This is a genomic window from Streptomyces sp. NPDC047002 (assembly GCF_040704505.1).
Classification (GTDB): domain Bacteria; phylum Actinomycetota; class Actinomycetes; order Streptomycetales; family Streptomycetaceae; genus Streptomyces.
Genome location: NZ_JBEYWC010000004.1, coordinates 154,156 through 167,301, shown reverse-complemented (window position 1 = coordinate 167,301; position 13,146 = coordinate 154,156). Strand labels below are relative to the sequence as shown.

Genomic DNA, 13,146 nt, shown 5'->3' with positions numbered 1-13,146 from the left:
TTCCGCACTCCGCGGCCCGCGCCCCGGTCCCGAGGCCCTCACCGGCAGCCCGTACAGCGCCTTCGGGTCCGTCTCAGGCGGCGGCACGGGCAAGCGGTGAAGAGCGTCACCGTGGACGCGCGACCGGCGACGGCGCGGGCACCGTCGCCGTGCAGGCCGAGCCCCCGGACCGGCCTCCGTCCGCAACGTGCGCGCCACCGGAGTCGGCGCCGCCGGCGTCTGCGACTGACCCTTCCCCCAGGGCAGCGGCACCTTCACGCTCGACCTGGGCCCCGGCGACTCCGGCTGGGACACGGCGTGGGACGACCGCCCGGCCGGCCGCAGCCGAAGCAGCGCCCGCGCGTCCTCCCGCGTCCGCCCCGGCCCGCCGCCTCAGGGCAGCGGCCGGGGCGGACGCGGCCCCGTGTAGTGCCCGCTCGGCCGCATCCGCAGCGGCGGCTCGCCGTACTCCTCCATCGCGTGCGCGATCCATCCCGCCGTCCTGGCCACCGCGAACACCGTCTCGCCCGCTTCCGGTGGCATCCCCGCGGCCACCGTGAGCGCGCCGAGCGCCAGGTCCACAGTGGCGCCCGACCGGTCCTGCGGCGCCGCCACCGCGGCCACCTCGCGCGCCGCCGCCACCGCGGACGCGGCCTCAGGCACCGCGCCGAGCGCCTCGAACAGGGCCGTCGCGCGCGGGTCCTGGCGCGGATACAGCCGGTGGCCGAGCCCCGGCACCCCCCGACCCGCCCGCAGATGGTCCGCCACCACGGCCGCCGCGCCGCCCCGGTCGAGCACCTCGGCCAGCATCCGGTGCACCAGACCGCTCGCCGCGCCGTGCAGCGGCCCGTCCACCGCGCCGAGCCCCGCCGAGACCACCGCGTACGGATGGGCGCGCGCCGACGCCGCCACCCGCACGGCCAGCGTGGAGGCCGCGAGGTCGTGGTCGATCAGCAGGGTGAGCGCCGTGTCCAGCGCGCGCAGCGCGGGCGCGTCAGGCGGCCTCGGCGTCAGCCGGGCCCACAGCCGGGCCGCCAGCGGCCCGGCGTCGCCGCCGCTCGCGCCCGCGGCCACGGGCAGCGCGTCCACCAGCGTCGGGATCAGCGAGCGCGCCGTGCCGAGCACCGCGTCCCCCGACAGGTCGAAGCGGAGCGGGTCGGCGGCCGCCGCGGCGACCACCGCCACCCGCAGCCGGTCCGTGCTCGCGCTGTACGGCGGCAGCGCGCCGACCGCGCGCCGCGCCGCCGCCAGGGGCCCCGCGGGCGCGGTGAGGCGCAGCCCCGCCCGCAGCGTGCCCGTCCAGAGCCACTCCGCGACCTCCTCGTACCGGTGGCGGCGGGCCAGCTCCACGGCGTCCACCCCCCGGTACCAGTAGCGGTCCGCCTCGATCAGCGTGATGCCCGTGCTCACCCGCAGGCTCGCGTCCTGGTCGGCGGGCGGCTCGCGGCGGCCCCTGCGCACCAGCGCGTCGACCTCCCGCGGGTCGAAGGTGCTGCCGCGGCCCGCCGGGTCGCGGCGGCTGGTGAGCTGGCCGCGGCTGACATAGGCGTACACGGTCTCGGGCTTCACCCCGAGCCGCCGCGCGGCCTCCCGGGTGGTCAGCCGGGCGCCGTCGACCGCGGGCCCCTCGCCCGTCGTCTCCGTCATGAGATCACTGTACACAGACCCTGACACATTGATTCAATCAATATTGACACGTATTTATCCACCATGGACAGTCGAGTCAAGCCGAGGAGGAGAGACCATGCAGGACAGCAGGACGCAGCCCGCCGCCGTCGACGTGCCCCGGGGGCTCGCGGGTGTCGTCGTCACCGAGACCGCGCTCGGGGACGTGCGCGGCGGCGAGGGCTTCTACCACTACCGCCAGTACTCGGCGATCGAGCTCGCGCGGCGCCGCAGCTTCGAGGACGTGTGGCACCTGATGTTCCACGGGGAGCTGCCCGACGCCGAGCAGTCGGCCGCCTTCGCCGCCCGGGTCGCCGCGCTGCGCCGGCTCCCCGACGCCGTGCGCGACGCCCTGCCGGCGATCGCCCGCGCGGGCGGCGGACCGCTCGCCGGGCTGCGCACGGCGCTCTCCCTCTACGGCTGTGCCACCGGCCTGCGGCCCCTGTACGACACCGGCCCCGCGCGCCGCGCCGAGGACGCGCTCGCCGCCTGCGCCGCCGTCCCCGCCATCCTGACCTCGCTGCACCGGCTCGGCCGCGGCCTCGCCCCCGTCGCACCCCGCGACGACCTCGGACACGCGGCCGACTACCTGCACATGCTCACCGGCCGCGAGCCCGAGCCCGCGCACGTGCGGGCCGTCGAGCAGTACCTCGTCGCCACGATCGACCACGGCTTCAACCCGTCGACCTTCACCGCCCGGGTCGTCGCCGCCACCGGTGCCGACCTCGCCGCCTGCCTCACCGGCGCGGTCGGCGCCTTCTCCGGACCGCTGCACGGCGGCGCGCCCGCCCGCGCCCTCGAAGCGCTCGACGCGATCGGCTCCGTCGACCGGATCGACCCGTGGATCAGGGAGCGGGTCACCGCGGGCGAGCGGATCATGGGCTTCGGGCACGCCGTCTACCGCACCGAGGACCCGCGCTCCCGGCTGCTGCGCGGCATCGCGCGGGAGCACGGCGGCCCGCTCGCCGACTTCGCCGTCCAGGTGGAGGAGCGCGTGGAGGCGATCCTCGCCGAGCTCAAGCCGGGCCGCGCACTCCACACCAACGTCGAGTTCTACGCGGGCGTCGTGATGGACCAGTGTGGGCTGCCACGTGCCATGTTCACGCCCACCTTCGCCGTGGCGCGGGTGGTCGGCTGGAGCGCCAACGTCCTGGAGCAGGCCACCGACACGAAGATCATCCGCCCGGCGGCGCGCTATGCGGGCCCGCCGCCCCCGCAGCCGGTTCCCGCGCCGTGACGGGCGTCGCCGACGCGGGCTGCGGCCGCACCGCGACTACGATCGGGGCCCGTGACCACGCCTGATCCGCAGCCCGACCCCGCCGTGTCCGATCCCGCCGCGACCGGCCCCGCCGCGTCGGACCTCGCCGCGTCCGATCCGGCAGAGCCCGCATCGGCAGAGCCCGCACCCGCAGAGCCCTGGGCGGCCGCAGAGCCCGGCATCCGGCGGCCCGCGCCCGCGGAGCCCGTGCCGGTCGTCCTCCTCACCGGGTTCCTCGGGGCGGGCAAGACCACCGTCCTCAACCACCTGCTGCGGGAGAGCCGCGGCACCAGGATCGGCGTCGTCGTCAACGACTTCGGCGCCATCGAGATCGACGCCATGACCGTCGCAGGCCAGGTCGGCTCGTCCATGGTCTCCCTCGGCAACGGCTGCCTGTGCTGCGCGGTCGACGCGAGCGAACTCGACGCCTACCTGGAGCGGCTCACCGACCCCGCGCTCGGCATCGACGTCGTCGTCATCGAGGCGAGCGGCCTCGCGGAGCCCCGCGAACTGGTGCGGATGCTGCTCGCCTCCGACAACCCGCGCGTGCGGTACGGCGGCCTCGTCGAGGTGGTGGACACCGCCGGGTTCGAGGCGGTGCGCGCGCGCCACCCGGGCCTCGCGCAGCAACTCGCCGTCGCCGACCTGGTGGTGCTCAACAAGGCGGACCTGGCGGGCGACGAGGGGCTCGCCGCGGTCCGCGCCGCCGTGGCGGAGGCGGCGCCCGGTGTGCCCGCCGTCGCCGTGACCCACGGCCGCCTCGCCCCCGACCTGCTGCTCGACCGCAGGCCGCGGGGCGAGACGGCCGGCCAGCTGTCGTTCGAGGACCTCCTCGCGCCCGCTGACCACGGCGCCCATCTGCACGCCGCCTACGACAGCGCGGAGTTCACCGCGCGGCGGCCGATGGACCCGCGCGCCCTGATGGCGTTCCTCGACGACCGGTCGGAGGGCCTGTACCGCATCAAGGGCCATGTCGACTTCGGCCCGGCCGACCCGGGCAACCGGTACGGCGTGCACGCGGTCGGCCGCTTCCTGCGCTTCACCCCCGAGCCCTGGCCGCCCGGCGCCGAGCGCCTGACCCAGCTCGTCCTCATCGGCATGGGCATCGACAAGGACGCCCTGACCGCGGCCCTCGCCGCGTGCGAGGCACCGGAGGGCGCCCCGCCCGCCGCCGACCCCGAGCCCGCGCCCGAGGGCAGGCCCGCCATGTGGGGCGTCCTGCGCTACGTCGCGGCGCCGGAGACCTGAGCCCGCCGCGCCGCCGCCCGCTTCCCGGCGGCCTCGCGCGGGAGCAGGGGCGGCCCGCCGGGTCCGCGGGGGACCCGGCGGGCCGCCGCGCCTCAGTGCGCCGGGCCCGCGAGCGCCGCGACCTCGTGGGTCAGCGGCGTGCCCGAGCCGTCGCGGCGCGGGTCGGGCTCGGGCAGCGCCGCGGCCGAGCCGTCCGCCTTCGCGGCCCGCACCGGGCTCGCGCCCGCCCATGCGAGGACCAGCGTGTCCTCGCCCTTCAGGAACCGCTGGCAGCGCACGCCGCCCGTGGCGCGGCCCTTGCGCGGGTACTGGTCGAACGGCGTGAGCTTCGCCGTGCGCGCCGAGTCGTCCAGCGTGCCGTGGGAGCCCGCGACCGTGAACACCACCGCCTCCGCCGACGGGTCGACCGCGGTGAACGAGAGGACCCGCGCCCCCTCGGCCAGCTTGATGCCCGCCATCCCGCCCGCGGGCCGGCCCTGCGGCCGCACCTGCGCCGCCTGATACCGCAGCAGCTGGGCGTCGGACGAGATGAAGACCAGGTCCTCCTCGCCGGTGCGCAGCTCGGCCGCGCCGACGATCCGGTCGCCCTCCTTCAGCGTGATGACCTCCAACTCCTCCTTGTTGGAGGGGTAGTCGGGCACCACCCGCTTCACCACTCCCTGGAGCGTGCCGATCGCGAGGCCGGGCGACGACTCGTCGAGCGTGGTCAGGCAGATCACCGACTCGTCCCCTTCGAGCGTGAGGAACTCCGCGACGGGTGCACCGCCCGAGAGGTTCGGCGCACCGGACATCTCGGGCAGCTGCGGCAGGTCGACCACCGGCACCCGCAGCAGCCGCCCCGCCGAGGTGACCGCGCCGATCTCGCCGCGCGCGGTCGCGGGGACCGCGGAGGCGATCACGTCGTGCTTGACGCGCTTGCCGTCGCCCGCGGGCAGCGGCCCGTCGTCCGCCGTGCGGGCCAGCAGCCCCGTGGACGACAGCAGCACCCGGCACGGGTCGTCCGCGACCTGGAGCGGCACGGGAACCGCCGCGACCGAGGCGCCGCCCTCGATCAGCGCCGTACGGCGTGGGGTGGCGAACTTCTTCGCGACCGCGGCCAGTTCCGCCGAGACGACCTTCCGCAGCTCCGCGTCGGAGTCGAGGATCCTGGTCAGCTCCTCGATCTCCGCCTTGAGGCGGTCGCGCTCGCTCTCCAGCTCGATCCGGTCGAAGCGGGTCAGCCGCCGCAGCGGCGTGTCGAGGATGTACTGCGTCTGCACGTCGGAGAGCGAGAAGTGCTCCATCAGGCGCTCCTTCGCCTGCGCCGAGTTGTCGCTGGAGCGGATCAGCCTGATGACCTCGTCGATGTCGAGCAGCGCCACCAGCAGGCCCTCGACCAGGTGCAGCCGGTCGCGCCGCTTCGTGCGGCGGAACTCGCTGCGCCTGCGCACCACCGAGAACCGGTGGTCGAGGTAGACCTCAAGCAGCTCCTTGAGGCCGAGGGTCAGCGGCTGGCCGTCGACCAGCGCGACATTGTTGATGCCGAAGGACTCCTCCATCGGGGTCAGCTTGTAGAGCTGTTCGAGCAGCGCCTCGGGCACGAAGCCGTTCTTGACCTCGATGACGAGCCGCAGCCCGTGCTCCCGGTCCGTGAGGTCCTTGACGTCGGCGATGCCCTGGAGCTTCTTCGCCGACACCAGGTCCTTGATCTTGGCGATGACCTTCTCGGGGCCGACGGTGAACGGCAGTTCCGTGACGACGAGACCCTTGCGGCGCGGCGTCACGTCCTCCACCGAGACCGTCGCCCTGATCTTGAACGTGCCCCGGCCCGTCGCGTACGCGTCCTGCACGCCCGAGAGCCCGACGATCCGGCCGCCCGTCGGCAGGTCGGGGCCCGGCACGAACCGCATCAGGGTCTCCAGGTCGGCGCCCGGGTACCTGATCAGGTGCCGCGCGGCCTGCACGACCTCGCCCAGGTTGTGCGGCGGCATGTTCGTCGCCATGCCGACCGCGATGCCCGAGGCGCCGTTGACCAGGAGGTTCGGATAGGCGGCCGGCAGCGTGAGCGGCTCGCGCTCCTGCCCGTCGTAGTTCGCCTCGAAGTCGACGGTGTCCTCGTCGATCGACTCGGTCATCAGCGACGTCGCGTCGGCCATCCGGCACTCGGTGTACCGCATCGCGGCCGGCGGGTCGTCGTTGCCCAGGGAGCCGAAGTTGCCGTGCCCGTCGACCAGGGGAAGCCGCATCGAGAAGGGCTGCGCCATGCGCACCAGCGCGTCGTAGATCGAGGCGTCGCCGTGCGGGTGCAGCTTGCCCATGACCTCCCCGACGACCCGGGCGCACTTCACATAGCCGCGGTCGGGGCGGAGGTTCATCTCGTTCATCTGGTACACGATCCGGCGGTGCACCGGCTTCAGCCCGTCCCGCGCGTCCGGCAGGGCGCGCGAGTAGATCACCGAATACGCGTACTCGAGGTAGGAGGCCTGCATTTCATCGACCACGTCGATGTCGAGGATGCGCTCCTCGAAGTCCTCGGGCGGCGGGGTCTTCGTGCTGCGGCGGGCCATCGCTGCTGCGGCTCCTTCACAGGGACAGCGCGGCGCGTACGACGACGCGCGCGCCGGGTTCGGCGACAACTTCTGGGGCTGACACGGACCATTGTGGACCGCGCCACGGACAACGCCGGAATCGACCCGGGCCGCTCCCGCGCGTCGGAGCGTACGCGCGAAACGGCGCGGGGCCGTACGCGCGTGCCCGCCCGCGGGCCGCGCCGGCCGCGCGCACCGGCCGTGAGCGGACGCCCGCACCGACGTGAGCCGACGCCCGCACCGCCGTAGCGGCGCCTGCGCGCACCGCCGTAGCAGACCCGTCCGAGCCGCTTCACGGCCCCGGCGGCCGACGGCGGGCTTGCCTACAGTGGCAGGCTGGCACCAGCACAGTTCACCGCGAGCGAAGGGACGTACATGCCCATGGGTCACACGGCCACCGAACAGGCCGGTTCAGGCGGCCTGACAGCTACCGAGCACCGCCTGGACAACGGTCTGCGCGTGGTGCTCTCCGAGGACCACCTCACCCCGGTCGCCGCGGTCTGCCTGTGGTACGACGTCGGCTCACGCCACGAAGTCAAGGGACGTACGGGACTCGCCCACCTCTTCGAGCACCTGATGTTCCAGGGCTCGGCGCAGGTGAAGGGCAACGGCCACTTCGAACTGGTGCAGGGCGCCGGCGGCTCGCTCAACGGCACCACCAGCTTCGAGCGCACCAACTACTTCGAGACGATGCCCGCGCACCAGCTGGAGCTCGCCCTGTGGCTGGAGGCGGACCGGATGGGCTCCCTGCTGTCCGCCCTCGACGAGGAGTCGATGGAGAACCAGCGCGACGTCGTCAAGAACGAGCGCCGCCAGCGCTACGACAACGTCCCCTACGGCACCGCGTTCGAGCGCCTCACCGCCCTCGTCTACCCCGAGGGCCACCCGTACCACCACACGCCCATCGGCTCCATGGCCGACCTGGACGCGGCCACGCTGGAGGACGCCCGCGCGTTCTTCCGCACCAACTACGCGCCCAACAACGCGGTCCTCTCCGTCGTCGGCGACATCGACCCGGAGCAGACCCTCGCCTGGATCGAGAAGTACTTCGGCTCGATCCCCTCCCACGACGGCAAGCAGCCGCCGCGCGACGGCACGCTGCCCGACACCATCGGCAGCGAGCTGCGCGAGGAGATCAGGGAGGAGGTCCCCGCGCGCGCGTTGATGGCCGCCTACCGGCTGCCGCACGACGGCACCCGGGAGGCCGACGCGGCGGACCTCGCGCTGACCGTCCTCGGCAGCGGCGAGTCGTCCCGCCTCCACAACCGCCTGGTGCGCCGCGACCGCACCGCCGTCGCCGCGGGCTTCGGCCTGCTGCGGCTCGCCGGAGCCCCCTCGCTCGGCTGGCTCGACGTCAAGACGTCCGCAGGGGTGGAGATCCCGCAGATCGAGGCCGCCGTCGACGAGGAGCTCGCGCGCCTCGCCGAAGAGGGCCCCACGGACGAGGAGATGGAGCGCGCGCAGGCCCAGCTGGAGCGCGAGTGGCTCGACCGGCTCGGCACCGTCGCCGACCGGGCCGACGAACTGTGCAGGTACGCCGTCCTGTTCGGCGATCCGCAGCTCGCGCTCACCGCGGTGCAGCGCGTCCTCGACATCACCGCCGACGAGGTGAAGGCGGTCGCGGCGGCCCGGCTGCGGCCCGACAACCGGGCCGTCCTGGTGTACGAGCCGCTGCCCGCGGACGAGGCGGCGGACGGCGCGGCGGACAGCGACGAGCAGGAAGGGGCGGCCGAGTGAGCGGCGCCGACGTCACCATGGAGTTCCACCCGCGGCCCGTGCCGGGCGAGCCCAAGCCGTGGGCCTTCCCCGCGCCCGAGCGCGGCGCGCTGCCAGGCGGCCTGACGGTGCTGCGGTGCCACCGCCCGGGGCAGCAGGTCGTCGCCGTCGAGGTCTGCCTCGACGCGCCGCTCGACGCGGAGCCCGAGGGGCTCGACGGCGTCGCCACGATCATGGCGCGCGCCCTGTCCGAGGGCACAGACAAGCTGAGCGCCGAGGACTTCGCCGCCGAGCTCGAACGCTGCGGCGCCACCCTCGACGCCCACGCGGACCACCCCGGCGTCCGGGTCTCCCTCGAAGTGCCCGTGCGCCGCCTGCCGAAGGCGCTCGGCCTGGTCGCCGACGCGCTGCGGGCGCCCGCCTTCGCGCCCGGCGAGGTCGAGCGGCTCGTGCGCAACCGGCTCGACGAGATCCCGCACGAGACCGCGAACCCCGGCCGGCGCGCCGCCAAGCAGCTCTCCAAGGAGCTGTTCCCCGCGTCGCTGCGCATGTCTCGGCCCCGCCAGGGCACCGAGGAGACCGTCGCGCGCATCGACGCCGCCGGTGTGCGCGCCTTCTACGAGGCGCACGTGCGCCCCGCGACGGCCACCGCCGTCGTGGTCGGCGACCTGACCGGCGTCGACCTGGACCGGGTGCTCGCCGACACGCTCGGCGCCTGGACAGGCGACCCGGGCTCGCCGCGCCCCGTGCCCGCGGTCACCGCCGACGACACCGGCCGCGTGGTGGTCGTGGACCGGCCGGGTGCCGTACAGACGCAGCTGCTCCTCGGCCGGGTGGGACCCGACCGGCACGACCGGGTGTGGCCTGCGCAGGTGCTCGGCACGTACTGCCTCGGCGGCACGCTCACCTCGCGGCTCGACCGCGTGCTGCGCGAGGAGAAGGGCTACACGTACGGCGTGCGGGCCTTCGGCCAGGTGCTGCGCTCCGCGGCCGACGGCACGGGCGCGTCGCTCCTCGCGATCAGCGGCTCCGTCGACACCGAGTCCACGGGGCCCGCGCTCGACGACCTGTGGAAGGTGCTGCGCACCCTGGCGGCCGAGGGACTCACGGACGCCGAGCGCGACGTCGCCGTGCAGAACCTCGTGGGGGTCGCCCCGCTCAAGTACGAGACGGCGGCGTCCGTCGCCGGCACCCTCGCCGACCAGGTCGAGCAGCACCTGCCCGACGACTTCCAGGCGCGGCTGTACGCGCGCCTCGCCGAGACCGGCACGGTCGAGGCGACCGCGGCCGCGGTGGCGGCCTTCCCCGTCGACCACCTGGTCACGGTGCTCGTCGGCGACGCGGCTCGCATCAAGGAGCCGGTGGAGGCGCTGGGCATCGGCCCCGTGTCGGTGGTCTAGCGCTGCGGCAGACGGCACCCGGGCCCGGCGCATGCGCGCCGGGCCCGGGTGCCGTCGCGGTGCCGGGGCCGGTGGCCCCGGGCGTTCAGACGGTCTCGGGCAGCTCGTCGAGGCCCTCGGAGACCAGCTTCGCCAGCCGGTCGAGCGCGGCGTCCGCGCCCTCGGCGTCCGAGGTGAGGACGATCTCCTCGCCGCCCTGGGCGCCCAGGCCGAGCACCGCGAGCATCGAGGCTGCGTTGACGGGGGAGCCGTCGGCCTTGGCGATGGTCACGGGGACGCCGGAGGCGGTCGCCGCGCGGACGAAGATGGAGGCGGGGCGGGCGTGCAAGCCCTCGGCCCAGCCGACGTTGACACGGCGCTCAGCCATGGTGTTGCCCTTCGGATCTGCCAGAGGTTGTCTAGACCAGTATCGCACCCGCCGCCGAGGCCACCGGATGTGCCCCGCCGTAGGCTTTCGTCATGGAGATGCCCTCCGAGACCGCCTACCCGGCGCACTGGGAAGCGGACGTGGTCCTGCGCGACGGCGGCACCGCCAGGATCAGGCCCATGACGCCCGCCGACGCGGGCCGCCTGGTGAGCTTCTACGAGCACGTCTCGGACGAGTCCAAGTACTACCGCTTCTTCGCGCCCTACCCGCGCCTGTCCGACAAGGACGTCCGCCGCTTCACCCACCACGACTACGTCGACCGGGTGGGCCTCGCGATGACCGTCGGCGGCGAGATCATCGCGACCGTGCGCTACGACCGCATCGGCGCCGACGGGCGCGCGGCCGCCGGGACCGGTGCCGACGAGGCCGAGGTCGCTTTCCTGGTCCAGGACACCCACCAGGGGCGCGGCGTCGCCTCCGCGCTCCTCGAGCACATCGCGGCCGTCGCGCGGGAGCGCGGCATCAGGCGCTTCGCCGCCGAGGTCCTCCCGCAGAACGGCAAGATGATCAAGGTGTTCATGGACGCCGGGTTCACCCAGCGCCGCAGCTTCGAGGACGGCGCGGTCCGGCTGACGCTCGACCTGGAGCCCACGGAGCGCTCCCTCGCCGTGCAGCGAGGACGCGAGCAGCGCGCCGAGGCGCGCTCGGTGCAGCGCCTGCTCGCGCCCGGCTCCGTCGCCGTCGTCGGGGCGGGCCGCGAGGTGGGCGGCGTCGGCCGCAGTGTCCTGCGCAACCTGCTGGCCGGCGGCTACCGCGGCCGTACGTACGCGGTCAACGCGGCCTTCCCGCCGGGCACCACCGAGATCGACGGCGTACCGGCGGCGCGCGCCGTCGCCGACCTGCCGGGCCCCGTCGACCTCGCGGTCGTCGCCGTGCCCGCGGAGCGGGTGCCCGAGGTCGTCACGGACTGCGGGGAGCACGGCGTGCAGGGCCTGGTCGTGCTCTCCGCCGGGTACGCGGAGAGCGGCGCCGAGGGCCGGGCGCGCCAGCGCGACCTGGTGCGCGGGGCCCGCACGTACGGCATGCGGATCATCGGCCCGAACGCCTTCGGCATCGTCAACACGGCCGACGGCGTGCGGCTCAACGCGTCGCTCGCGCCGGCCCCGCCCGCGCGCGGCAGGATCGGCCTCTTCACCCAGTCGGGCGCGATCGGCATCGCGCTGCTCTCCGGGCTGCACCGGCGCGGCGCCGGCCTGTCCTCCTTCATCTCGGCGGGCAACCGCGCGGACGTGTCGGGCAACGACTTCCTCCAGTACGGCTTCGAGGACCCGGACACCGACGTCGTCCTCATGTACCTCGAATCCATCGGCAACCCGCGCAAGTTCACCCGCCTCGCGCGCCGCACAGCGGCCGCCAAGCCCGTCGTGGTCGTCAAGGGCGCCCGGCACAGCGGCTCCATGCCGCAGGGCCACGCGGTCCCGGTGACCCGCATCCCGGACGCGACCGTCTCCGCGCTGCTGCGGCAGGCGGGCGTGCTGCGCGCCGACACCGTCACGGAGCTCGTCGACGCCGGGCTGCTGCTCGCGGGCCAGCCGCTGCCCGCGGGCCCGCGCGTGGCGATCGTCGGCAACTCCGAGTCGCTCGGCCTGCTCACCTACGACGCCTGCCTCACGGAGGGGCTGCGCCCGCTGCCGCCGCGCGACCTGACCACCTCGGCGACGGCCGAGGACTTCCGCGCCGGCCTGGCGGCGGCGCTGCACGACCCGGAGTGCGACGCGGTCGTCATCACCGCGATCCCGCGCGTCGGCACCGAGGCGCCCACGGCGGGCGGTGCGCTCGCCGCGGCCCTGCGCGAGGCGGCCGCCGCCGCACCCGCGAAGCCCGTCGCCGTCGTGTACGTCGAGATCGGCGGCCTCGCCGAGGCGCTCTCCGCGGCCGCGAGCACCGCCCCCGCCCAGCCGCCGGTCCCGCAGCCGCCCGCGGAGGCGCCGGAAGAGGCGGCCTCCCCTGTCGCGGCCGGGGCGCCCGCGCCCCACGCCGGGCCGCCTCCCGCGCCCGCGCCCGCGCCGAAGGAGCCGAGGATCCCCGCCTACCCGGCCGCCGAGCGCGCCGCGCGTGCGCTGTCCGTCGCCGCCGCGTACGCGCGCTGGCGGCACGAGGCGGCCGAGCCGGGGCGCGTGCCGGAGTACGACGACATCGAGGAGGCGGCCGCCGGGGCGCTGATCGCCCGGGTGCTCGCCGCTTCCGACCGGCCGCAGGGCACCGCCCTCACCGAGGCGGACAGCCGCGCACTCCTCGGCCACTACGGCATCCGCGTGCTGGGCACCAGGCCCGCGCAGGACGCCGACGAGGCCGTGCGGGCCGCGCGCGCCGTGGGCTACCCGGTCGCGCTGAAGACCACGGCGCCCCATCTGCGCCACCGCGCCGACCTCGGCGGGGTACGGCTCGGGCTCGGCGACGAGGCCCAGCTGCGCGCCGCGTACCGCGACCTGACCACCGCGCTCGGCGCGCCCGCCGAACTGCGGCCCGTCGTCCAGGCGATGGCGCCGCGCGGCGTCGACACCGTGGTGCGCGCCACCCTCGACCCCGCGGCGGGCGCCGTGCTGTCCTTCGGCCTCGCAGGCCCGCCCTCCGAACTCCTCGGCGACCTCGGCCACCGGCTGATCCCCACCACCGACCGGGACGCCGCCGAACTGATCAGGTCCATCAGGACCGCGCCGCTGCTGTTCGGCTGGCGCGGCGCCGACCCGGTCGACACCGACGCGCTCACCGAGCTGCTGCTGCGCGTCTCGCGCCTCGTGGACGACCACCCCGAGATCGTCTCGCTCACCCTCGACCCCGTCGTCGTCGCGACCGGCGGCCTGACCGTGCTGGACGCGCACACCCGGCTCGCGCCGCCGCCCGCGCTCGACGACCTCGGGCCGCGGCGGCTGCCCGAGTACTGAG

The 13,146-nt window shown here is 75.3% G+C and carries 8 protein-coding genes; 5 read left to right on the top strand and 3 right to left on the bottom strand.

Features of this window, described 5'->3' with window-relative positions:
* Nucleotides 1–372 precede the first annotated feature (372 nt).
* Nucleotides 373–1,626 carry a citrate synthase gene (locus AB0910_RS06535; RefSeq protein ID WP_366743406.1) on the bottom strand — a complete coding sequence of 418 codons (1,254 nt, stop codon included), beginning with the start codon at nucleotides 1,624–1,626 and terminating at the stop codon, nucleotides 373–375.
* Nucleotides 1,627–1,723: 97 nt separating this feature from the next.
* Here AB0910_RS06535 and AB0910_RS06530 point away from each other — a divergent pair, with 97 nt between their 5' ends.
* Together AB0910_RS06530 and AB0910_RS06525 are read left to right on the top strand one after the other, a co-directional pair.
* On the top strand, nucleotides 1,724–2,881 hold the full coding sequence (locus AB0910_RS06530) for a citrate synthase (protein WP_366743405.1): 1,158 nt from the start codon (nucleotides 1,724–1,726) through the stop codon (nucleotides 2,879–2,881).
* 201 nt (nucleotides 2,882–3,082) lie between these two features.
* Complete coding sequence (locus tag AB0910_RS06525; RefSeq protein ID WP_366743486.1) at nucleotides 3,083–4,150, top strand: GTP-binding protein; 1,068 nt, start codon at nucleotides 3,083–3,085, stop codon at nucleotides 4,148–4,150.
* Nucleotides 4,151–4,242: 92 nt separating this feature from the next.
* Here AB0910_RS06525 and AB0910_RS06520 read toward each other — a convergent pair whose 3' ends face one another.
* Nucleotides 4,243–6,696 (bottom strand): DNA topoisomerase IV subunit A, encoded by a 2,454-nt coding sequence (locus AB0910_RS06520; protein WP_366743404.1) that lies wholly within the window; start codon nucleotides 6,694–6,696, stop codon nucleotides 4,243–4,245.
* Nucleotides 6,697–7,092: 396 nt separating this feature from the next.
* Between AB0910_RS06520 and AB0910_RS06515 the strand changes: the two genes are divergently transcribed.
* Both AB0910_RS06515 and AB0910_RS06510 read left to right on the top strand, forming a co-directional pair.
* The gene (locus AB0910_RS06515) at nucleotides 7,093–8,454 is read left to right on the top strand and encodes a pitrilysin family protein (protein WP_366743403.1); all 1,362 of its coding nucleotides are present in this window, start codon (nucleotides 7,093–7,095) and stop codon (nucleotides 8,452–8,454) included.
* A gap of 17 nt (nucleotides 8,455–8,471) precedes the next feature.
* Entirely contained in the window at nucleotides 8,472–9,833 is a 1,362-nt protein-coding gene (locus AB0910_RS06510; protein WP_366743485.1) for a pitrilysin family protein, read from the top strand.
* An 85-nt stretch (nucleotides 9,834–9,918) separates the two neighbouring features.
* Here AB0910_RS06510 and AB0910_RS06505 read toward each other — a convergent pair whose 3' ends face one another.
* On the bottom strand, nucleotides 9,919–10,200 hold the full coding sequence (locus AB0910_RS06505; protein WP_366743402.1) for an HPr family phosphocarrier protein: 282 nt from the start codon (nucleotides 10,198–10,200) through the stop codon (nucleotides 9,919–9,921).
* 92 nt (nucleotides 10,201–10,292) lie between these two features.
* On the opposite strand from AB0910_RS06505, the gene AB0910_RS06500 reads away from it, so the two are divergent.
* Nucleotides 10,293–13,145: a GNAT family N-acetyltransferase gene (locus tag AB0910_RS06500; protein WP_366743401.1), complete on the top strand. Its 2,853-nt coding sequence runs from the start codon at nucleotides 10,293–10,295 to the stop codon at nucleotides 13,143–13,145.
* Nucleotide 13,146: the final 1 nt, after the last annotated feature.